16 protein-coding genes and 1 pseudogene are annotated in these 20,839 nt (G+C 63.8%); 15 read left to right on the forward strand and 2 right to left on the reverse strand.

What is annotated here, in order from left to right; genetic code table 11:
* Nucleotides 1-20 precede the first annotated feature (20 nt).
* Nucleotides 21-1,682 (reverse strand): acyl-CoA synthetase, encoded by a 1,662-nt coding sequence (locus tag ACIQWO_RS00170; protein ID WP_402817613.1) that lies wholly within the window; start codon nucleotides 1,680-1,682, stop codon nucleotides 21-23.
* A gap of 469 nt (nucleotides 1,683-2,151) precedes the next feature.
* Here ACIQWO_RS00170 and ACIQWO_RS00175 point away from each other — a divergent pair, with 469 nt between their 5' ends.
* The 3 genes and pseudogenes from ACIQWO_RS00175 (at nucleotide 2,152) to ACIQWO_RS00185 (ending at nucleotide 5,058) form a co-directional block, all read left to right on the forward strand.
* Nucleotides 2,152-3,285: an acyl-CoA dehydrogenase family protein gene (locus tag ACIQWO_RS00175; RefSeq protein ID WP_402817616.1), complete on the forward strand. Its 1,134-nt coding sequence runs from the start codon at nucleotides 2,152-2,154 to the stop codon at nucleotides 3,283-3,285.
* A 129-nt stretch (nucleotides 3,286-3,414) separates the two neighbouring features.
* Nucleotides 3,415-4,436 (forward strand): annotated as a pseudogene (locus tag ACIQWO_RS00180) (enoyl-CoA hydratase/isomerase family protein).
* A 64-nt stretch (nucleotides 4,437-4,500) separates the two neighbouring features.
* Nucleotides 4,501-5,058 carry a YggT family protein gene (locus ACIQWO_RS00185; protein ID WP_039399685.1) on the forward strand — a complete coding sequence of 186 codons (558 nt, stop codon included), beginning with the start codon at nucleotides 4,501-4,503 and terminating at the stop codon, nucleotides 5,056-5,058.
* 45 nt (nucleotides 5,059-5,103) lie between these two features.
* Here ACIQWO_RS00185 and ACIQWO_RS00190 read toward each other — a convergent pair whose 3' ends face one another.
* Nucleotides 5,104-5,418: a hypothetical protein gene (locus ACIQWO_RS00190; RefSeq protein WP_402817621.1), complete on the reverse strand. Its 315-nt coding sequence runs from the start codon at nucleotides 5,416-5,418 to the stop codon at nucleotides 5,104-5,106.
* 469 nt (nucleotides 5,419-5,887) lie between these two features.
* Here ACIQWO_RS00190 and ACIQWO_RS00195 point away from each other — a divergent pair, with 469 nt between their 5' ends.
* From ACIQWO_RS00195 to ACIQWO_RS00250, 12 genes are all read left to right on the forward strand, one after another.
* On the forward strand, nucleotides 5,888-7,048 hold the full coding sequence (locus ACIQWO_RS00195; protein ID WP_402817624.1) for a MurR/RpiR family transcriptional regulator: 1,161 nt from the start codon (nucleotides 5,888-5,890) through the stop codon (nucleotides 7,046-7,048).
* Entirely contained in the window at nucleotides 7,045-8,001 is a 957-nt protein-coding gene (locus tag ACIQWO_RS00200) for an isoaspartyl peptidase/L-asparaginase family protein (RefSeq protein ID WP_402817627.1), read from the forward strand. The genes ACIQWO_RS00195 and ACIQWO_RS00200 overlap by 4 nt, the downstream gene beginning before the upstream one ends.
* Before the next feature lie 111 nt (nucleotides 8,002-8,112).
* Nucleotides 8,113-9,999 (forward strand): dipeptide ABC transporter ATP-binding protein, encoded by a 1,887-nt coding sequence (locus ACIQWO_RS00205; protein ID WP_402817630.1) that lies wholly within the window; start codon nucleotides 8,113-8,115, stop codon nucleotides 9,997-9,999.
* A gap of 185 nt (nucleotides 10,000-10,184) precedes the next feature.
* Nucleotides 10,185-11,744, forward strand: a complete 1,560-nt coding sequence (gene gsiB / locus ACIQWO_RS00210) for a glutathione ABC transporter substrate-binding protein GsiB (RefSeq protein WP_233325087.1) — start codon at nucleotides 10,185-10,187, stop codon at nucleotides 11,742-11,744.
* A 156-nt stretch (nucleotides 11,745-11,900) separates the two neighbouring features.
* Nucleotides 11,901-12,821, forward strand: coding sequence for a glutathione ABC transporter permease GsiC (gene gsiC, locus ACIQWO_RS00215; protein ID WP_039399676.1), 921 nt, complete (start codon nucleotides 11,901-11,903; stop codon nucleotides 12,819-12,821).
* A 10-nt stretch (nucleotides 12,822-12,831) separates the two neighbouring features.
* Nucleotides 12,832-13,737 (forward strand): glutathione ABC transporter permease GsiD, encoded by a 906-nt coding sequence (gene gsiD, locus ACIQWO_RS00220; protein ID WP_402817637.1) that lies wholly within the window; start codon nucleotides 12,832-12,834, stop codon nucleotides 13,735-13,737.
* Between the two features lie 23 nt (nucleotides 13,738-13,760).
* Nucleotides 13,761-14,885, forward strand: coding sequence for a P1 family peptidase (locus tag ACIQWO_RS00225; protein WP_402817640.1), 1,125 nt, complete (start codon nucleotides 13,761-13,763; stop codon nucleotides 14,883-14,885).
* Between the two features lie 81 nt (nucleotides 14,886-14,966).
* Nucleotides 14,967-15,785: a M55 family metallopeptidase gene (locus ACIQWO_RS00230; protein WP_402817643.1), complete on the forward strand. Its 819-nt coding sequence runs from the start codon at nucleotides 14,967-14,969 to the stop codon at nucleotides 15,783-15,785.
* A gap of 297 nt (nucleotides 15,786-16,082) precedes the next feature.
* Nucleotides 16,083-17,033: a DUF4118 domain-containing protein gene (locus tag ACIQWO_RS00235; RefSeq protein ID WP_402817646.1), complete on the forward strand. Its 951-nt coding sequence runs from the start codon at nucleotides 16,083-16,085 to the stop codon at nucleotides 17,031-17,033.
* Between the two features lie 2 nt (nucleotides 17,034-17,035).
* A complete protein-coding gene (locus tag ACIQWO_RS00240; RefSeq protein ID WP_402817649.1) occupies nucleotides 17,036-17,905 on the forward strand; it encodes an alpha/beta hydrolase in 870 nt (289 codons plus the stop codon).
* A 315-nt stretch (nucleotides 17,906-18,220) separates the two neighbouring features.
* Nucleotides 18,221-19,426, forward strand: coding sequence for an ABC transporter ATP-binding protein (locus ACIQWO_RS00245; RefSeq protein ID WP_402817652.1), 1,206 nt, complete (start codon nucleotides 18,221-18,223; stop codon nucleotides 19,424-19,426).
* A 98-nt stretch (nucleotides 19,427-19,524) separates the two neighbouring features.
* A complete protein-coding gene (locus tag ACIQWO_RS00250) occupies nucleotides 19,525-20,829 on the forward strand; it encodes an ABC transporter substrate-binding protein (RefSeq protein WP_402817655.1) in 1,305 nt (434 codons plus the stop codon).
* The last annotated feature ends 10 nt before the right edge of the window (nucleotides 20,830-20,839 follow it).

The raw sequence follows: 20,839 nt of genomic DNA on the forward strand, positions 1-20,839 counted from the left end.
TGAATAAGTAGTGGTGGCGCTCAGGCGGCGTTGGCCGACGCTTGCGCGGCCTTGGCGATTTCCTGATTGCGCAGAATGAAGCGCTGAAGCTTGCCGCTCGGTGTCTTGGGCAGTTCGGTCACGAATTCGACTTCGCGCGGATACGCGTGCGTGGACAGTCGATGGCGAACGTGTTCCTGCAATTCGCGGGCGAGCGCGTCCGACGGAGCGAACTGGGCGTGCAGTACGACGAATGCCTTGACGAGCTCCGTGCGCTCGGGGTCCGGCTTGCCGACTACGGCTGTTTCGACCACGGCCGGATGTTCGATCAGCGCGCTTTCCACGTCGAACGGACCGATGCGATAGCCCGCCGACGTGATGACGTCGTCGTTACGTCCGACGAAGCTGATGCTGCCGTCGGTATTGCGCTCGACGGTGTCGCCGGAAAGGTAGTAGTCGCCCATGAACGCGGGCGTCTCCCGCTCCCAATAGCCGCCGAACCACATCAACGGCGATTGCTTGCGGTCCAGCGCGAGCACGCCCGGCTGCCCGACAGGGCACTCGCGGCCCTCGTCGTCGAGCACCACGACACGATGTCCCGGCGAGGCAAAGCCCGCCGCCCCCGATTGCACCGGGTGCGCGAGTGCGTGATGGTTGCAGACCACCATGCCCAGTTCCGTCTGTCCGTAATGGTCGTGAATGGTCACACCGAGATGCTCGGCGAACCAGCGAATGACTTCCGGGTTCAGCGGCTCACCGGCACTCGACACGGCGCGCAGTCGCCCCTTGACGGGAGTCGCCGCCTTTTCGCCACCGGCGATGAGCAGACGGAACGCCGTCGGTGACCCGGCGAGGTTGGTGATGCCCAGTTTGTTGATGATCCGGTACGTGCTCTCGACGGTGAACGGCCCATCGTAGAACGTCGTAGGAATCCCCATCGCGAGCGGTCCCGTGACGGCGTAGTACAGCCCGTACGCCCAACCCGGGTCGGCAATGTTCCAGAACGTGTCGGTCGGACGCAGATCGACGGCATCACGCATATAGCCCATGAACGCCATGATCGCGCGCAGCGGCACCATCACCGGCTTGGCCGCACCCGTCGTGCCCGAGGTGAACATCATCATGAAGGGATCGTCGCCCCGGCGCATCACCGGTTCGAACACCTCGTCGTGTTGCTCGACTTCGTGCCAGAAGCTGAAGTCTCCGCGTCGTACACCCTGACCGCGAGGGCCGCCGACCGTCGCGACCGGCGGGCAATTGGCGACTTCATCGAGCTTCGCCCGGTTGGTCGCGTCGGTAATGACAAGCTTGCTCTGAGCGCTTTGCAGACGGTGTTCGATCGCCTTCGGTCCGAACGCCGTGAAAAGCGGCTGATAGACAGCGCCCGCGCGCCAGGTACCGAGAATCGTGACGAGTAATTCCGGCGTGCGTGGCAGCAGGCCGCTCACGCGGTCGCCGGGCTGCACGCCCTGTTCGCGCAGGAAGTTGGCGAAACGCGCCGACAGCGTTTGCAGCAGTTTGAACGTCCAGGTCTGGCTCGTGCCGTCCTTGCCTTCCCAGAACAGGGCGATGCGCCCGGGAAGGGCGTGACGGTCGCAGCATTCGACACAGGCATTCATTGCGTCGAGGTTGCCGTCCAGTGTGGCGCGCACGGTGGCGTCGAGGTCGAACGCCTCATAGGCTTGGGCGTAATCCGCAGTCATAGGTTGTCTCCTGTAGACAGATGCCGGTCGGCAAGCGCGCCTGCGATGCAGCGACCTCTGAGCGCTTCGCCGACCGCCCGCGGCACCGTCTGTTCTCGGGTGCGACGCTCGCGGGCAAGGGGAAATTCATCCTAATGGGTGGCGTCGGCGACAGGCAATGTCCAATCGGGTCAGAGTTCGTGAGGGATTTATCCACTCCGCAAACAGGGGATCTCGCCGCGCGTCAGGCGTGCCTTGGGCGTTGTCCGGCAAGGCCCGTGGCGATTCCTTGCGGCCATGAGGGTTTGTCCTGAGCCGAATACAGACGATTCCGATGGCAATTCCGCTCATCCAATTTGCCGTTTTTGGCTATGGTGCCAACGGGGCGCGATCCCTACACTGGATCTATCGACAGGCGAAGGCGTCGACGATTCTTATCGCGATTCTTACGGATGACGTTCCGACTACGTCACGGCGCAGGAGACATAACATGGATTTCTATACCGAAGACCAACGCATGATTCGCGACATGGCGCGTGCGTTTTCCAGTGAACAACTCGCGCCGAACGCAGCGCAATGGGACCGCGAGTGTGCCTTGCCCGACGCGATGGTCGCGCAGATGGGCGAGCTTGGCCTGCTCGGCATGATGGTGCCGGAGCAGTGCGGCGGGTCGTACACCGATTACACGGCGTATGCGCTGGCGATGGAGGAAATTGCGGCGGGTTGCGCTTCCACGGCCACGATGATGTCCGTGCACAACTCCGTCGGCTGTGCGCCGATCCTGAAGTTCGGCAACGACGCTCAGCGCGAACGCTGGCTGCCGGATCTGGCGGCAGGCCGCAAGATCGGGGCGTTCTGTCTGACGGAGCCGCAAGCCGGGTCGGACGCCAGCAATCTGAAGACGCGCGCCGAGCGCCGCGGCGACAAGTGGGTGCTCAACGGCAACAAGCAGTTTGTGACGAACGGCAAGCGCGCGGCAGTGGCCATCGTGTTTGCGGTGACCGATCCGGCGGCTGGCAAGCGTGGCATCTCGGCTTTCATCGTGCCGACCGATACGAAGGGATTCGAGGTCGGGCGTCCCGAGCACAAGCTGGGCATTCGCGCGTCGGACACCTGTCCGATTACGCTGGTCGACTGCGAGGTCGGCGAGGACGCCATGTTGGGCGAACCGGGGCAGGGACTGAAGATCGCGTTGTCGAACCTTGAGGGTGGGCGCATCGGGATCGCGGCGCTCGCGCTTGGCGTCGCGCGCGCCGCGTTCGAGGCGGCGCTGCAATATGCGAACGAGCGCCAGCAATTCGGCAAACCGATTCGCGAGCATCAGAGCATTGCCAACATGCTGGCTGACATGACGACGCGCATCAACGCGGCGCGCTTCCTGATTCTGCACGCGGCAGCCCTGCGCACACAGGGCTTGCCCTGCCTGACGGAGGCGTCGCAGGCCAAGCTCTTCGCGTCGGAACTGGCGGAGTGGGTGTGCACGCACGCCATTCAGATTCATGGCGGCTATGGGTATCTGGAGGACTATCCGGTCGAGCGCTTCTACCGCGATGCGCGCATCACGCAAATCTACGAAGGCACCAGCGAAGTCCAACGGCAGGTGATCGCCCGCGCACTGGATTGAAGAGGAGGGCAAGTGAATCTGCACGATGGCGCTGTCGAGGCGCAAGACGAAGTGTTGTTCGCCGTGATCAACGGGTTCGGTGTGATCACGCTTAACCGGCCGAAGGCGCTGAACGCCATCACCCACGGTATGGTGCGTGCGATGTGGCGGCAGCTCATGGCGGGAAAGATGACCCCACCGTGCGCGCGGTGCTGATCGAAGGGGCGGGGGAGAAGGCCTTCTGCGCTGGCGGCGATGTCCGCGCGCTATACGACAGCCGGGTGAATAACGCTGACGCGCATCAGGCGTTCTTCGTCGACGAGTACCAGCTCGATTATCTGATTCACCGATATCCGAAGCCATATATCGCCTTGCTCGACGGCATCGTCATGGGCGGTGGCATGGGTGTCGCGCAGGGTGCTGCGCTGCGCATCGTGACCGACAGAACGAAGCTGGCGATGCCGGAGACGGCCATCGGCTTGTTCCCGGACGTCGGCGCAAGCTGGTTCCTCGGGCATCTCGCGCCGACGCTGGCGCGCTATCTCGGCCTGACCGGGGCCACCATTGCAGCGGCCGATACGCTCTACTGTGGACTCGCCGATGTCTGGCTCGAAGGCGATGCATTGGCGCAACTGCGTGAAGTGCTGCTGAAGTTCGAGTGGACCAAGGACGACCCGAGCGCAGAAGATCACGGTAACGACGCGTTGCTCGCGCGTCTGCGCGCCGCCATTCTGCCGCTGGGGCGTACGTCGTCGGACGCCGCGCCGCTTGCGGACGTGAGAGCGTCGCTCGACCGGCATTTCAGCGCCCTTGACGTGCCGGGCATCGTGGCTTCGCTGACGGCCGCCGCCGACAACCCCTGGGCAACCGAGACACTGGCGCTGCTTGGCCAACGCTCCCCGCTCAGTCTGTGCGTCACCGACAGGCAATTACAGAAGGGGCGACGCCTCGATCTGGCCGACGCTTTCAGGATGGAGCTGGTGCTTGGTTATCACGCATTCGCGTCCGGAGATTTCGTCGAGGGCGTCCGTGCGTTGTTGATCGACAAGGACAAGCAACCCCGTTGGCGCTTCCCCACATTGGACGACGTGCCGACGACCGAGGTGGATGCCTTCTTCGTTTCACCGTGGCCGGAAGGGCAGCATCCACTGAATGCGTTAGGCAGGGATTGAAGTCGGGCAAACGCGTGCGACAATGCCGGTTTTGCGGGGGACCGCACAATCCGTTGGAGTCCAGATGCTCGTCGAAATCGCCCGTCTGCTGCTAGACCTTGTTTTCTCGCTATTCGGCGCTTTATTGCTTTTGCGTGTGTGGATGCAGGCGACACGACTGCCCCCGCGTAATCCGCTCTCTCAAGGGGTGTTCCAGTTCACTAACTGGATCGTGTTGCCGCTGCGGCGTGTCGTGCCGGGCGTTGGCGGGATCGACTGGGCGTGTGTAATCGGCGCGTGGATCGCGGCGATTCTCTATCTGGTGCTGATCACGGCCGTGGTGGGGGTGTCGCCGGTCACGGTGTTCCCGCGTGGCTTGCTGGTGGCGCTGGTGCTCGTCGCCAAGTGGGGCGCGAATCTGGTGATGTGGCTCACGCTGCTGATGGCCGTGCTGTCGTGGGTCAATCCGCGTGCCACGGCGATGCCGATTCTCCAGCACTTGCTTGACCCGCTACTGCGCCCGCTTCGCCGTGTCATTCCGATGGTCGGCGGCTTCGATCTCTCGCCGCTGGCGCTGTTCCTGCTGATGCAGATTCTGCTGATCGTCCTTGCGCGCTTAAGCTTGTTCTTCGCGATGCTCTGACGCATTGATGTTCGTGTTCGCGGGCAGCGTTGCTGCCTGCGGCACTTAGGATGCCTCAGGCGTCACCGTTCCCTCACTCGCAAACTCGCTCATGCCGGGCTCCGCGCGTCGCGCGGCAGTCGTCGCCAGACGCGGCGCTTCCATGCGCTCTCCGCCCGAACGTTCCAATCCAAGACGACGCAACACGCTGTGGCCGTCTTCGGTCACGCTCACTTTCGTTTGTCCTTCGTCCACTGCCACATGCACCAGACGCGCTTGCTCCAGCGCGGCGAGGTCGGGCGGTTCAAGCGCGTCGGCATCGATGGGGCCTAGAGATGCGGCCGCCAGCAACAGTGTGGCGATTTCATGCGGGCTCAGCATGGTCATGCTCCTTGAGGCTATGGCGTTCACGTCGGCACGATTCGTTCGATCACAGTAACGGACGAATGTAAGCCCGCGACTACGCCATGTTTACTGCACGTTACGACTCGCCTCCGACCAAGCCTCCCCAGGCGGTCCAGTGACTTCCTGTGAATCTGTTACCTGACGATTGAGTGATATCGAAGCGATATCTGAGTGACGCTGCGCGACGCTTTTGCACCGGCGCGCAGTGAAACCGTACTCCAGCGTCGGATCGCAAAGCCGCCGGCAAGTTCGTGCATTCGGGTTTCCCCTAGTATGCCCGCTTTTTGCGTATGACGGAGGTCATGCCCCCTTGTTTTGACAGGGTTTGCGGACTGTGAGGGGGAAATGCGGGCGTGTTGGAAGCTCGGCTGGCAGCATTTGAACTATTTTTTTTCTTTTGACGGGGTGCTGATGAAAATATACTTTCCTTCACTCCGAAGGAAGGATGCATTTCAATTTCATGATCGACGCCGATTCGTTGCCCGCCGACTTGCCGCTCACTGAGCGCATCGTGCGAGCCATGCCCGAACTGACGCCCGCGCAGCAGCGCATGGCGGCGTTCGTGCTCGACAATACGTTTCGTGCCGCGACCATGCGCATCGACGAATTTGCCGACGCCGTTGGCGTGTCGCTCGCGACCGTCAACCGTTTCGCCCGCGCACTCGGCTTCGATGGCTACCCGCAATGTCGTGCGGCCATGGTGCGCGGCTATGAGGCGACGCTGGCCCCTATCGAAAGCCTGCGCACGAGCAAGGCGCAGGCGAGCGACAGCGCGGACGTGATGGCCGCGTCCCTTGCGCAGGCCATCGAGAATCTGGACTGGACGCGTCGCGCGCTCGACGCCGGGACTTGCGAGCGCGCCATCGAGTCGATTCTGCAAGCGCACCGTATTTACGTGCTGGGACTGGGGGCGAGCGGTTATCTCGCCGGTCTGCTCCATCACGGTCTCGACCCCTATTGTGAAAACGTGCAGTCTGTCGTCGGCGCAGGCGGATCGACGCATGCCGCACGTCAACTGTTTAAATTGCGCGAGGGCGATCTGGTGATCGCGCTTGGCTTCCCGCGCTACGTCTCCGACACCGTGACGCTGTGCCGTCGCCTGCGCGGGCGCGGCGTGTCGGTGATGGTGCTGACAGACAGTCCGACGTCGCCGCTGGCGCCGCTGGGCGATATCGTCATCTTCGTGCGTAGCAAGCCGCGTCTGTCGAGCAACTCCGAAGCGAGCGTGCTGGCGATGATCGACGCCATCTGCGACGCCGTTGCACAACGCGCGAAACACGCTGTGGACCGCGCCACCGAACTGACCGACTTCCTGCTGCCGTGGATCGACTCGGCGTCGCAGAGTCCGTCGAACGCGCCGGTCAATGTGGCCAGAGCGGTGGCCCGAGCGCCGTCGCCCGTCGTGGGACGCGTCGCGACTACTGCCGCCACCGCAACCACCACCAACACCGTGAAGTCGCTGTCGAACGCCGCCGCAGCGGCGACAGCCAGCACGCAGGGCGCACCGAATCCGGTCCATCAGACCGCATCCCGACATTCGAGTCATGCCAGCACGGCGTCCAGCGCGACGCCTGTCAGTCTGGACAGAAAGGACAAAGCATCATGAGCCACGCCCAACGCGCGGTCATCGCCATTCACGGCGGTGCCGGAACAATCAGCCGCGACACGTCGCCCGAAGAACTCAAGGCGTATCACGAGGCTCTGGCTGAAGTGCTGCGCGCCGGTCAGGCAGTACTGGCAGCCGGTGGCTCGGCGCTCGACGCCGTCACCGTGGCTGTGCAGCACCTCGAAGATTGCCCGCGCTTCAATGCCGGACGGGGTGCGGTCTTCACCCACGAAGGCACGCACGAGCTAGACGCCGCGATCATGAATGGCACGACGCTCGACGCCGGCGCCATCGCCTGCGTTCACCGTGTGCGCAACCCGATTCTGGCGGCCCGCTCGGTCCTGGAGCACAGCCCGCACGTGCTGCTCGTGGGCGCGGGCGCGGAAGCCTTCGCTGCGGCGAACGGCGCCGAACTGGTCGATCCCGAGTACTTCTTTACCGAAGCGCGCTACGCCCAGTTGCAGCGCGCGCTGGCGAGTGCCGCCGTGTCGCTCGATCACGACATGCCGCTCAAGAAAGAGCCCATCGATCCGGACACGAAGTTCGGCACGGTCGGCGCAGTCGCCTGCGACATGCACGGCCATATAGCGGCCGCGACCTCCACGGGCGGCATGACGAACAAGGCCATCGGCCGAGTGGGCGACTCGCCGCTGATCGGCGCGGGCTGTTACGCGAACGACGCCACGGCCGCCGTTTCGGCGACGGGCACCGGCGAGGCGTTCATTCGCGCCGTCGCATGTTACGAAGTGGGCGCGCTGATGGCCTATGCGGGCCTGTCACTGGCCGATGCCGCGGAGCGTGTCATTCGCGAGCGTCTGCCGCGCGTGGACGGCCGCGGCGGTCTGATCGCCGTGGACGCACAGGGCAACGTGGCGCTGCCGTTCAACACGGAAGGGATGTATCGCGGTGTGGCCCGTGTCGGCGAGACGCCGGTGACGGCCATTCACGAATGACGTTCATGAATAACGCCTGACGTCCCCGGACGACAGGCAGGACAGGGCGGCACCGGAGACGGCAACGCCCTTGGCAACAGATTCGGCAAGTGAAGATTAGCGAGGACAGGCGTGGCTGAGCGTAAGACAACCCCAACCATTTCGTTGCCCGACGAGCGCGTGCTCGACGTGAGCGGCATCTCCGTGCAGTTCGCGACCTCCGAGCGCGTGGTCACGGCCGTGCGCGACCTGTCCTTCCATGTCGACCGGGGCGAGACGCTCGCCATCGTTGGCGAATCCGGCTCGGGCAAGTCGGTGACGTCGCTGGCCGCCATGCGCCTCGTGGAAAACGGCGGCGGACGCATCACGCAGGGCACGATGATCATGCGCCGTCGCAACGGCAAGCTGGTCGACCTCACGCGTGCGAGCGGCCACACCATGCGCAGCATTCGGGGTGCCGACATGGCGATGATCTTCCAGGAGCCGATGACGTCGCTCAACCCGGTGTTCCCGGTCGGCGAGCAGATCGCCGAGTCGATTCGTCTGCACCAGGGGAAGGATGCCGCCGCCGCGCGCGCGGAAGCCCTGCGCATGCTCGAACTCGTCCGCATTCCAGAAGCGCGTCGCGTGCTCGGTCGTTTCCCGCACCAGCTCTCGGGCGGCATGCGTCAGCGGGTGATGATCGCGATGGCGCTCTCGTGCAAGCCGGGCTTGCTGATTGCCGACGAACCGACCACCGCCCTCGACGTGACCATTCAGGCGCAGATCCTGCAACTGATTCGCGCGCTGCAAGATGAGATGCAGATGGGCGTGGTGTTCATCACGCACGACATGGGGGTGGTCGCCGAGGTGGCCGACCGCGTGCTGGTCATGCATCGTGGCGACAAGGTCGAAGAAGGCAAGTCGGCGGAAATCTTCGGTGCGCCGCGCGAGCGCTACACGCAGGCATTGCTCTCGGCCGTGCCGCGTCTCGGTTCGATGCACGGCACCGATCTGCCCGCGCGCTTCCCGCTACTGCGCTACGACGCACCGCCGGACGCTAAGCCCGCAGCTGAGACGCCGCAGCCGACCGTCAAGACCGATGCCGGTCCGATCCTGCGCGTGAAGGATCTCGTCGCGCGCTTCGACGTGCCGTCGGGCCTCTTCGGTCGCGTGAAGCAACGCGTGCATGCGGTCGAGCGAGTGAGTTTCGATCTGTACCCCGGCGAGACGCTGGGGCTCGTGGGCGAATCGGGTTGCGGCAAGTCGACGACCGGCCGTGCGCTGCTGCGTCTGGTCGCTAGTCAGGGCGGCTCCATCGAGTTCGGCGGCAAGCCGATTCACGATCTTGCAGGCCGCGCCTTGCAGACCCTTCGCCGCGATATCCAGTTCATCTTCCAGGACCCGTTCGCGTCGCTCGATCCGCGTCTGACGGTGGGCTTCTCGATCATGGAGCCGCTGCTGGTGCATGGCGTCGCGACCGGTGCCGAAGCCGAAAAGCGCGTGGCGGAATTGCTGGAGCGCGTGGGCTTGCCCGCCGAGTACGCCCAGCGTTATCCGCATGAATTCTCGGGCGGTCAGCGTCAACGTATCGCCATTGCGCGTGCACTGGCGCTCAAACCCAAGGTCGTGATCGCCGACGAATCCGTCTCGGCGCTCGACGTCTCCGTGCAGGCCCAGATCATCAACCTGATGCTCGACCTGCAAAAGGAGTTCGGCATCGCGTTCCTGTTCATCTCGCACGACATGGCGGTCGTGGAGCGCATCAGCCACCGTGTGGCGGTGATGTTCCTCGGCCAGATCGTCGAGATCGGTCCGCGTCGTGCGATCTTCGAGAACCCGCAACACCCGTATACGAAGAAGCTGATGTCGGCGGTGCCGATTGCCGATCCGGCGCGTCGTCACGCCAAACGCGAACTGCTCACGGAAGAGATTCCGAGCCCGATCCGTGCGCTGGGCGACGAGCCGCAGGTGCAGCCGCTGGTCGAAGTCGGCGCGGGGCACTTTGTCGCGCGTCATCGCGTGGCCGGGGCTTACTGATTCGCATGACGCGGACGTCATAAGCCGAACCCGTTTTCCCGGGAGCGATGGCTTCGCTCCCGGTAGTTTCAAGCAGTTTCAGGCGGTACCTTTTGCTGTTCATGTTGTCACCATAATGCCCGCCAAGTGGCGCAGTCCTACGACTCGCTCAAGGCGAACCCGTCAGACCAGAAGGAGAAAGACAGATGTCGAAAAACGTTTTGTTGGGCGCTCGCTGGAAAACCGCGCTCGCGTCCGTCGCTGTGGCGTCCGCCGTGTTCGGTGCAGCCCCGGCGTTCGCCGCCAAGGATGTCGTGATGGCCGTGCAGTCGACCTTCACGACGATGGATCCGTACGACGCGAACGATACGCTGTCGCAAGCCATCGCCAAGTCGTTCTACGAGGGCATGTTCGGTTTCGACAAGGACATGAAGCTCATCAACGTGCTGGCCGATAGCTACACGGTCTCGCCGGACGGTCTCGTCTACACGATCAAGCTCAAGTCGGGCGTGAAGTTCCAGGACGGCACGAACTTCGACGCCGCCGCCGTGAAGGCGAACTTCGACCGCGTGACGAACCCGGACAACAAGCTCAAGCGCTACAACCTGTACAAGGAAATCGCCAAGACGGAAGCCGTCGACGCGCACACGGTGAAGTTCACGCTCAAGGAGCCGTTCTCGCCGTTCATCAACACGCTGGCGCACCCGTCGGCTGTGATCATCTCGCCCGAAGCCCTCAAGAAGTACGGTAAGGACATCGCTTCGCACCCGGTCGGCACTGGCCCGTTCGAATTCGTCGAATGGAACCGCACCGATTACGTGAAGGTGAAGAAGTTCGATGGATACTGGAAGAAGGGCTACCCGAAGGTCGACACGATCACCTTCAAGCCGGTGGTGGACAACAACACGCGCGCGGCCGTCATGCAGACGGGCGAAGCCGGTTTTGCTTTCCCGGTGCCGTATGAGCAGGCCGAAGGTCTCAAGTCGGGCGGCAAGGTGGACGTAATCGCCGGTCCGTCGATCATCCAGCGCTACGTGAGCTTCAACACGAAGCAGAAGCCGTTCGACGACGTGCGTGTGCGTCAGGCCATCAACTACGCCATCAACAAGGAAGCGCTGGTGAAGGTGGCCTTCGCAGGCTACGCCACCCCGGCCGACGGTGTGGTGCCGAAGGGCGTCGACTACGCGGTCAAGACCGGCCCGTGGCCGTACAACCCGGCCAAGGCCAAGGAACTGCTCAAGGAAGCCGGTTACCCGAACGGTTTCGAGACGGTGCTCTGGTCCGCCTACACGTACACGACGGCGCAGAAGGTGATCCAGTTTGTGCAGCAGCAACTGGCGCAGGTCGGCATCAAGGCGCAAGTGCGCGCGCTCGAAGCCGGTCAGCGTGTCGAACTGGTCGAGTCCGCACCGGACCCCGACAAGGCCCCGGTGCGCATGTACTACGTGGGCTGGTCGTCGTCGACGGGTGAAGCCGACTGGGCACTGCGCCCGCTGCTGAGCTCGGAATCGTTCCCGCCGAAGCTGTTCAACACGGCGTACTACAAGAATGACGCGGTCGACGCGGACTTCAACAAGGCGCTGCTCACGACGGACCGTGCCGAGAAGACGAAGCTGTACACGGACGCACAACAGAAGATCTGGAACGACGCGCCCTGGGCGTTCCTCGTGACGGAAAAGCTGCTGTACGCACGTAACAAGAACCTGACCGGCGTGTACACGATGCCTGACGGTTCGTTCAACTTCACCGACATCTCGATGAAGTAATCGCGTGGCGCGTGTGCGCTCCGGAATGCCGGGGCGGCGCGCGTGCGATGCGAGTGTGATGTTCCCCGCGCCGCCCGGTCCAGCGAAGAAGCTTCGACGCTGGCGGCGCGGTCTACCGCAAGACATGGTTTCGGCAAGACGTTCGGCAAGACTGCGATGCTCAATTACTTTCTCAAACGCCTGCTCGGCCTGATCCCCACGCTGCTGATCGTGGCAGTGCTGGTGTTCGCCTTCGTGCATATGTTGCCGGGTGATCCGGCGCGACTGGCGGCCGGTCCGCAGGCGGACGAGGCGACCGTGGCGCTCGTGCGTCAGGATCTCGGCCTCGATAAGCCGCTGCTCACGCAGTTCACATCGTTCATCACGAACGCCGTGCGCGGCGATTTCGGTCTGTCGATGCGCAGCAAGCAGCCGGTCTCGCAAGAGATCTCCAGCCGCTTCCTGCCGACGCTGTGGCTCACACTGGTGAGCATGGTGTGGTCGGTGGTGATCGGCATGGGGCTGGGTGTGGCCTCGGCGGTGTGGCGCAATCGCTGGCCCGACCGGTTGGGCATGACCTTTGCCGTCTCCGGCATCTCGTTCCCGGCGTTCGCGCTGGGCATGTTGCTGATGCAGATTTTCTCGGTGCAACTCGGCTGGTTGCCGACCATCGGCGCCGACTCGTGGAAGAGTTACATCCTGCCCTCGATTACGCTGGGCGCGGCCGTGGCCGCCGTGATGGCACGCTTCACACGCTCGGCCTTCGTCGAAGTGCTGCATGAAGACTTCGTGCGCACTGCGCGTGCGAAGGGCCTCAACGAAATGCGCGTGGTGTTCAAGCACGCGCTGCGTAACGCCATGATCCCCGTCGTCACGATGATGGGGTTGCAGTTCGGTTTTCTGCTCGGCGGCTCGATCGTCGTCGAGGTGGTGTTCAACTGGCCCGGACTCGGACGCCTGCTGATCGACTCGGTCGAGATGCGCGACTACCCGGTGATTCAGGCGCTGGTGCTGCTGTTCTCGCTTGAGTTCATTCTGATCAACCTCGTGGTCGACGTGCTGTACGCCGTCATCAACCCGACCATTCGCTACAAGTGAGGCAAGCACAATGAGCGCAAGCCAACCGACAACGGCCGCGAACGCGGCTGCCGCCAGCAACACCCGCGTACGCACGCCGTGGCGCGAATTCTGGCGCAAGTTCAAGAAACAACACATCGCGATGGTCGCCGGGGCGTTTGTGCTGGCACTGGTCATCGTTGCGATTCTCGCGCCGCACCTCGTGCCGTTCGACCCTGAGAACTTCTTCGACTACGACGCGCTGAATGCCGGACCGTCGTCGAAACACTGGTTCGGTGTCGACTCGCTCGGCCGCGACATCTTCAGCCGTGTGCTCGCCGGTTCACGTATCTCGCTCGCCGCAGGCTTCGGCTCGGTCGCGCTCGGCGCGGTTATCGGGACGGTGCTCGGCCTGCTGGCCGGTTACTACGAAGGCTGGTGGGATCGCATCGTCATGCGTATTTCCGACGTGCTGTTCGCATTCCCGGGCATTCTGCTGGCTATCGGTGTGGTGGCAGTGCTGGGTAACGGCATGATCAACGTGATCGTGGCAGTGGCCATCTTCTCGATTCCGGCGTTCGCCCGCCTCGTGCGCGGTAACACGCTGGTGCTCAAGCATCTGACGTATATCGAAGCGGCGCGCTCCATCGGGGCGTCCGACTGGACGATCATCATGCGGCACATTCTGCCGGGCACGGTGTCGTCCATCGTCGTGTACTTCTCGATGCGTATCGGAACCTCGATCATCACGGCCGCGAGCCTGTCGTTCCTCGGTCTGGGCGCACAGCCGCCGACACCTGAGTGGGGCGCAATGCTCAACGAAGCGCGCGCCGACATGGTCAACGCACCGCACATCGCCATCTTCCCGAGCCTGGCCATCTTCCTGACCGTGCTCGCTTTCAACTTGCTGGGCGACGGTCTGCGCGACGCGCTCGATCCGAAGCTCGACCGGCACTGATATTCCCGCAGGAGCGCGAAGCCATGCCCCCGTCAGAATTTCGCGAAGCCCTGTTCGGCGCGCCTCACGTGGGGCAACTGCCCGCCGGGGCGCGCGACGCGATCACCGATGTGCCCGGCGTGTTCGTCGGGCAGGTCACCCTTGAGGACGGTCCGGTGCAGACCGGCGTCACCGTCGTGTGCCCGACACCGGCCTCCACGGCTGACGTGGGCGGCGCACCCGACGCCTCCGCTCCCCACGCCCGCTGGGACCCGTTCCGTAACAAGATTCCCGCTGCCGCCGCCGTGATCAACGGCTTCGGCAAGAGCGTCGGTCTCATGCAGATCGAAGAGCTCGGCGTGATCGAAGCGCCGCTGGCACTCACCAACACCTTCTCCGTCAGTCAGGTCGTGCTGGGGCAACTGCGCGCCGCTATTGCCGCGAACCCCGACATCGGACGCGGCGGTCCGTCGCTGAACCCGACTGTGTTCGAATGCAACGACGGCTACCTCAACGATATGCAGGCGTTCGCCGTCTCGGATGCCCATTACGCGCAGGCGCTGGCGAATGCGTCGCCGGTGTTCGAACAGGGCGCAGTGGGGGCCGGGCGAGGCATGTCCAGCTTTGGCCTCAAGGGCGGGATTGGTTCGGCGTCGCGCGTGGTGGCGACGGCCGGGGCGACGTTTACCGTCGGCGTGCTGGTGCTGTCGAACTTCGGACGTCCCTCGCAACTGACGATTGATGGACGCCACGTCGGCCCGGTGCTCGACGAACGCCTTGCCCAGCCTGAGCAGAGTGCTGCGCCCGAGCGCGGCTCGATCATCATGCTCGTCGCCACCGATGCGCCGCTCGACGCGCGCCAGTTGCGCCGCGTCGCGACCCGCACCGGGGCAGGGCTTGCCCGCACCGGCTCCGTCTACGGTCACGGCAGCGGCGACGTCGCACTCGCCTTCACCACCGGTTACACGGTGCCGCACGACGCGCTGGGGCGTGTCGCGCCCGCAGCGCTGGTGCCCGATGCGTTACTCGATCCGATTTTCCAGGCGACGGCCGACGCCACTGAGCAGGCCATCCTGCACGCATTGTTTGCCGCCGAGTCGGTCCTTGGACGCGATGGTCACGTGCGACGCGCGCTGGCCGACGTACTGCCCGACTGGGCGACGCTTTGAATACAGCCCGGTGCAGTCCGGCGAGCCCGGGGAACCCCATCGATGAAACTGCCGAGACATTGCTGAGATATTGATGACACTATGCGTATCCTGATTTCCACAGACATCGAAGGCGTCGCGGGCGTCTTTCACGCCGAACAAACGCGCGCCGGTAACGGCGAGTACGAACTTGCCCGCCGCTGGATGACGCGCGAGGCCAATGCCGCCGTCGAAGGCGCATTTGCGGGCGGCGCGACCGAAGTGATGGTCAACGACTCACACGGAAGCTTCCGCAATCTGCTGCCGGACGAACTCGACCCGCGCGCCCGTCTGGTACTGGGCAAGCCGCGCTATCTGAGCATGGCCGCTGGCGTGGAAGCCGGGTGCGACGCGATGTTCATGATCGGTTTTCACGGCAAGGCACAGAGCGCTGGCATTCTGGCTCACACCATCAACAGCTTCGCCTTCGCACGCGTGTGGCTGGGCGGTGTGGAAGCGGGCGAAGCGATGATTTACGGCGCGCTTGCAGGCGAGCGTGGCGTGCCGGTGGTCATGGCCAGCGGCGACGACGTGTTCGTCGAGGAGACGCAACCGATTTTCCCGTCCGCCCATTTCGTGCAGACGAAGTCGGCGTGGGGGCAGGGCAGCGGCATGACGCTCAACCCGGCGCAGTCGTGCGAACTGATTCGCGAAGCGGCCAAGATGTCGCTGGCCGACTCGCGCAAGTGGCATACGTTCAAGGTGGAAACACCGGTCGAAGTGCGTCTGCAAACGCAAACCACGGCGCTGGCCGATCTCTTCTGTCAATGGCCGACGCTGGAGCGCGTCGACGGCGTGACGCTGCAGTTCGAAGCACCCACCGTCGAGGCGGCCGTTCGTATGCTCAACTGCCTCTCCGCAATGTCTTCCATGTTGCGCTGAAGGCGTCGAAATCCGCAAAATGCGTCCCCCAAAAGGCCCCGTATCCTTTTGATTTGCAGGGTTTTGTCGAGTTTTGTCACCGGTTTTTCCCTGTCAACCGAACCGGCACTGGCCGCACAGCCGCGCCAGTGCTGGATCCGCCGTTTTCACGTTGTTAAGGCGCGACTGAATTAGGGTTTGATGCCCCCGAACGCCGAGAGCGGACGTGCGATAATCCGTAATATTTTGTAACAGGTGTGCCGCTCTTTAGTGCACAACCTCGGATTATTGAGCGTCGGCAAACGTCGGCGGTGAATCATGGAAATCAGAAACGCCCGACGTTGGGCGGAGCCCGGCGCCAAGCGGTATGTCGGTGCATTAATGGTGGTACTTGCTGCGTTTCTTGTTCGCAGCCTCCTGCATCCGGTGCTCGATCACTCGATGCCAGGTCTCTTTTTCGTCTGCGCGGCCATCATCGTCGAGTTCGTCTGGGGTCTGGGACCCGCGATCATGGCGATGGTCATCAGCATCCCGATTTTCGATTTCTTCTTTGTGCCGCCGTTTCGCGACGTTGCCCAACTGGATCGTCGCGATGTGCTCATCGTCACCGGCTTCCTCATGATCACGCCGCTCGCCGTGGCGCTGATCGAGCGGCTGCGTCGCGCGCAATATCGCGCCGAGCTGATCGCCGAAGTGGCGCAGACGCGTTACGAAATGCTGCTGCGTGCCGAGAACGAGCGCATGGTGCTGACCGATTCGGTGCAACTGGGCAACGCCCTGATGACGTACCTGACGAAGCACCTGGACTCTATCTTCTATCTAGCGAACCCGGCCTCGCATTACGTCTTCATCGATGAGCATTTCCGTCGCGAGACGGGCGTGGCGCCGGAAGTCGCCAAGCGCGAGGGCCTGCGCGCACTGCTGCATCCGGACGACGCGAAGCGCATGGCGGGCCTTTTCTCGCTCGACGTCGAGCCGCCGCCGCATGGCGCTTACAACTTGCGCGTGCGTACGCGTGACGGTGGCTACGATCTGATCCACTGCGAGCTTCAGCATTTCCGCGCGCACGTGGGGACCTATGTGATTCTGCGACTGCACTCGGGGCCGACGGTGCGCCCGGTGACGTCGCTGCATACGCTGTCGCAGGCGTCGATGGCCAACCGTTCCGATAGCACGACCAGCAATACGAATGAATCGAAGACCAGTTCGCCTGAACGGCGCGGAGTGACCGAAGTTTCGGAGGCGCCTGTCGTCTCCGGCGGGGTTTAACGATGTTTCAAGAAGATATTTTCTACAAGGGCGGCGAACACGCCGTGCTGCTGTTACCGGGACTCTCGAGCACACCGCTCGAGATGCGTCCGGTCGCCAAGGCGTTGCATCGCGACGGGTACACCGTGTCGGTGCCCCACATCGAAGGCTACGGCCTCGGCTCGCCGTGCACGCACTGGCGCGAGTGGATCGCTGCCGCGCGCGCGAAGTATCGCGAGTTGCGTGACACGCACGAAACCGTCTCGCTTTGCGGGCTGAGCATGGGCGCAACGCTCAGTCTGGCCGTGGCCGAAGAGGAGCCGGACGTCACGGCGATCTCGGTGCTGGCCGTCACGCTCGTGTACGACGGCTGGACCATTCCGCTCGCGTACCCGCTGCTCGATTTGCTGTATCACCTGCCGTTCGGCAATCGCTACCGCTACCACGAAAAAGCGCCGTTCGGACTGAAGAACGAACGGCTGCGTGCGCGTGTGGAGAAATCCATGTCGATGCACGACGCCTCGGAAATCGGCTCGGCGTCGCTGCCCATCGAGCATTTGTATAACGCGCGACGCCTTGCCTCTCACGTGCGCAACCGTCTCGATCGTGTGACGGCGGACTGCCTGATCGTCCATGCGGTGGACGACGATACGGCCAGCCCGCATAACGCGCGCATCGTGTACAACGGCGTGTCGTCGGAAGTGAAGCAGAAATGCCTGCTCGGCGAGAGCTATCACATCCTCACGATGGACAACGAACGCGAGACCGTCGCCGACGAGACGCGCCGTTTCTTCCGCGATGCCGTGGCGCGTCGCACCGGCGCTGCCACTTCCGAGACCCGCATCATCTCCAAGGCGCTGCTGCGCGCCAAGCGTCGTCAGGCCGCAGCCTGATCGCCATCGCTCGGGCGTCGTCTCCTGACGCCCGACATCCCTGAAGTTCATGAAATCGCACACGCATTCGCAAGCGTGTGCGGCCTTCGTTCGGATACCTGAATTCTCATGTGGCGGGAGCGGTATTGGGCCTGCGTGTGTCTGCACACATCTGATCGGATGCCTGACATTCCTGTCCCGTGAGAGCCGCGCCAGTGCTAGTGCACACGATGTCATCAAACTGCCATCGATAGCCGGTTAAGGTCGGGTTTTTCAGATCCAGCCGCCTTAATGCACTTAATACGTGCACCTAATGCGGCCAGCGCATATCCGCAAATGTCATCGCTCGTCATCGAATCCGTCAGCAAGCAGTGGGGCGACGCACACGCGCTCCAGGATGTGAGTTTCTCGGCCGACGCGGGTTCGCTAGTCGTCCTGCTCGGCCCGTCGGGCTGCGGCAAGTCGACACTGTTGCGCATGATCGCCGGTCTCGATACGCCGACGAGCGGCCGCATCCTGCTGGGCGGCGATGACGTCACAGCGCTCCCGCCTGCGCGTCGCAAGCTCTCGATGGTGTTCCAGTCCTACGCGCTGTTCCCGCATCTTTCCGTGCGCGAAAACCTGCTGTTCGGCCTGCGCGTGCGCCGCGAGCCGACCCGCGATTACCCGCAGCGCCTCGCCCGCGTGGCGTCATTGCTCGGGCTAGAACCGTATCTGGACCGCAAGCCGTCGCAGTTGTCGGGCGGTCAGCAACAGCGTGTTGCGTTGGGGCGTGCGGTCATCGCGGAGACGTCCGTGTGTCTGATGGACGAACCGCTCTCGAATCTCGACGCGCAACTGCGTCAGGAAATGCGTCGTGAAATCCGCGCGCTGCAACAGCAGCTCGGCATGACGCTCATCTACGTCACCCACGATCAGACCGAAGCGATGAGCATGGCCGATCAGGTCGTGCTGCTGCGCCACGGCCGGATCGAACAGCACGGCGCACCGCACACGCTGTACGCCACGCCGTCGACGCGGTTCGCCGCGAGCTTCATCGGTACGCCGCCGATGCATCTGCTCAAGCTGGTGCGTCATGGAGACGCCCTCGTGCCCGCCGGGCAAACCGGTCCCGCGCTCGCGACCGCCGGTTCGCGCGACGCCGCGCTGCTCGGGCTGCGTCCTGAACACGTTCGCGCTGTCGCGCCGACCGCCGTGGGCGCGGTGCTCGCGACGGTGAGTGCCGTCGAGTATCTGGGCGCCGACACACTTGTTGCGTGCGCGCTCGGCGACGCGGGCGAGATCGCCACGCGCGTGCCGGGCCATCGGCCGTTCCTGCCGGGCGACGCCATCGGCTTGCAGTGGGATGCCGCCGATCAGCATTTGTTCGACGCGACGTCGGGCGAGCGTTTGGCCGATGCGTTGCTGAACGCAACCTCGCAGATCGCACCGTCGGCGCCGTTGCCTGCATCGCCCGTCGCGACACAGACACCGGACGCCACGTCGCCACAAGCCCCGCAAACCATGCAGGCCATGGCACTGACGCCGGAACAACACGCCTGAATCAGGGCGGGGGCCAGCATCGACCGGACACACGGTTGGGCGGCCAATCTTCACTACCAGTCACATCACCACTACGCTTTCATGGGGAACCCAGGAACATGCGACGCACGATTCTGAAAACGTTTGCGGCCAGTCTGGCCACGCTGGCATTCAGCGGTCTGACGACCCACGCCATCGCGCAACAGAAGCCGGTTGAGCTCCAGTTCTATTACCCGGTCGCCGTGGGCGGCCCGGTCACGAAGATCATCAACGATCTGGTGGCGGATTTCGAGAAGGACCACCCGACCATCAAGATCAAGCCCGTGTACGCCGGTTCGTATCAGGATTCGGTCGTCAAGGCACTGACCGCCGCGAAGGCCGGTACGCCGCCGCAATTGGCCGTGCTCGCCGCCGCCGACGTCTTCACGCTGATCGACGAAGACGCCGTCGTACCCATCGACAGCATTGCCAACACGGCTGCCGACAAGCAGTGGCTCGACAGCTTCTACCCGGCGCTGATGCTGAACTCGCGCATCAACGGTCACACCTGGGGCGTGCCGTTCCAGCGCTCGACCATCGTCATGTACTGGAACAAGGACGCCTTCAAGGAAGCCGGTCTCGATCCGGACCGCGCCCCGGCGAACTGGGACGAACTCGTGAGCTACGCGCAGAAGCTGACCAAGCGCGATGCCTCGGGCAACGTGACGCAGTGGGGCATCAAGGTGCCGTCCGTCGGCTTCGCCTACTGGCTGTTCCAGGCATTCACCACGCCCGCAGGTATCGAGCTGATGAACCCGGCCGGTACGAAGACATTCCTCAACGCGCCGCAAGCCGTGCAGTCGCTGCAATACTGGGTCGACCTCACGACCAAGTACAAGGTCATGCCGACGGGCGCCATCGAGTGGGGCACCACGCCGAAGGACTTCCTCGAAAAGAAGACCGCGATCATCTACACGACGACCGGCAACCTCACCAACATCCGCACCAATGCGTCGTTCCCGTTCGGCGTGGGCAAGATGCCGACGAAGGTGCGCGGCGGCAGCCCGACGGGTGGCGGCAACTTCTACGTCTTCAAGAAGTCGACGCCGGAAGAAAAGCAGGCGGCCATGACGTTCATCAAGTGGGCCACCACGCCTGAGCGTGCTGCCCAGTTCGGTATCGACACGGGTTACGTCGCTGTGACGCCTGCTGCCTGGGAAACCCCGGCAATGAAGGCCTACGTGCAGAAGGTGCCTGCTGCGGCAGTGGCGCGCGATCAGCTCGGCGTGAGCGTTGCCGAGTTCTCGACCCACGACAACCAACGCGTGACGAAGGCGCTGAGCGACGGCCTGCAAGCTGCGCTCACCGGCACCAAGTCGCCCAAGCAAGCGCTGGACGATGCGCAGCGTGAAGCGGATCGTATTCTGCGTCCGTACGCTCGCTGATCCTGTGTCG

Origin of the sequence: Pandoraea sp. NPDC090278, assembly GCF_044772185.1 — a bacterium.
Lineage (GTDB): Bacteria > Pseudomonadota > Gammaproteobacteria > Burkholderiales > Burkholderiaceae > Pandoraea.

Excerpts from the sequence above, each read along its gene's own strand:
- ACIQWO_RS00225 (WP_402817640.1), top strand. The coding sequence starts at position 13,761 with ATGCCCCCGTCAGAATTTCGCGAAGCCCTGTTCGGCGCGCCTCACGTG.
- ACIQWO_RS00190 (WP_402817621.1), bottom strand. The coding sequence starts at position 5,418 with ATGCTGAGCCCGCATGAAATCGCCACACTGTTGCTGGCGGCCGCATCT.
- ACIQWO_RS00185 (WP_039399685.1), top strand. The coding sequence starts at position 4,501 with ATGCTCGTCGAAATCGCCCGTCTGCTGCTAGACCTTGTTTTCTCGCTA.
- gsiC (WP_039399676.1), top strand. The coding sequence starts at position 11,901 with ATGCTCAATTACTTTCTCAAACGCCTGCTCGGCCTGATCCCCACGCTG.
- ACIQWO_RS00195 (WP_402817624.1), top strand. The coding sequence starts at position 5,888 with ATGCATTTCAATTTCATGATCGACGCCGATTCGTTGCCCGCCGACTTG.
- gsiB (WP_233325087.1), top strand. The coding sequence starts at position 10,185 with ATGTCGAAAAACGTTTTGTTGGGCGCTCGCTGGAAAACCGCGCTCGCG.
- ACIQWO_RS00240 (WP_402817649.1), top strand. The coding sequence starts at position 17,036 with ATGTTTCAAGAAGATATTTTCTACAAGGGCGGCGAACACGCCGTGCTG.
- ACIQWO_RS00170 (WP_402817613.1), bottom strand. The coding sequence starts at position 1,682 with ATGACTGCGGATTACGCCCAAGCCTATGAGGCGTTCGACCTCGACGCC.
- gsiD (WP_402817637.1), top strand. The coding sequence starts at position 12,832 with ATGAGCGCAAGCCAACCGACAACGGCCGCGAACGCGGCTGCCGCCAGC.
- ACIQWO_RS00230 (WP_402817643.1), top strand. The coding sequence starts at position 14,967 with ATGCGTATCCTGATTTCCACAGACATCGAAGGCGTCGCGGGCGTCTTT.
- ACIQWO_RS00175 (WP_402817616.1), top strand. The coding sequence starts at position 2,152 with ATGGATTTCTATACCGAAGACCAACGCATGATTCGCGACATGGCGCGT.
- ACIQWO_RS00245 (WP_402817652.1), top strand. The coding sequence starts at position 18,221 with ATGTCATCGCTCGTCATCGAATCCGTCAGCAAGCAGTGGGGCGACGCA.
- ACIQWO_RS00200 (WP_402817627.1), top strand. The coding sequence starts at position 7,045 with ATGAGCCACGCCCAACGCGCGGTCATCGCCATTCACGGCGGTGCCGGA.
- ACIQWO_RS00250 (WP_402817655.1), top strand. The coding sequence starts at position 19,525 with ATGCGACGCACGATTCTGAAAACGTTTGCGGCCAGTCTGGCCACGCTG.
- ACIQWO_RS00235 (WP_402817646.1), top strand. The coding sequence starts at position 16,083 with ATGGAAATCAGAAACGCCCGACGTTGGGCGGAGCCCGGCGCCAAGCGG.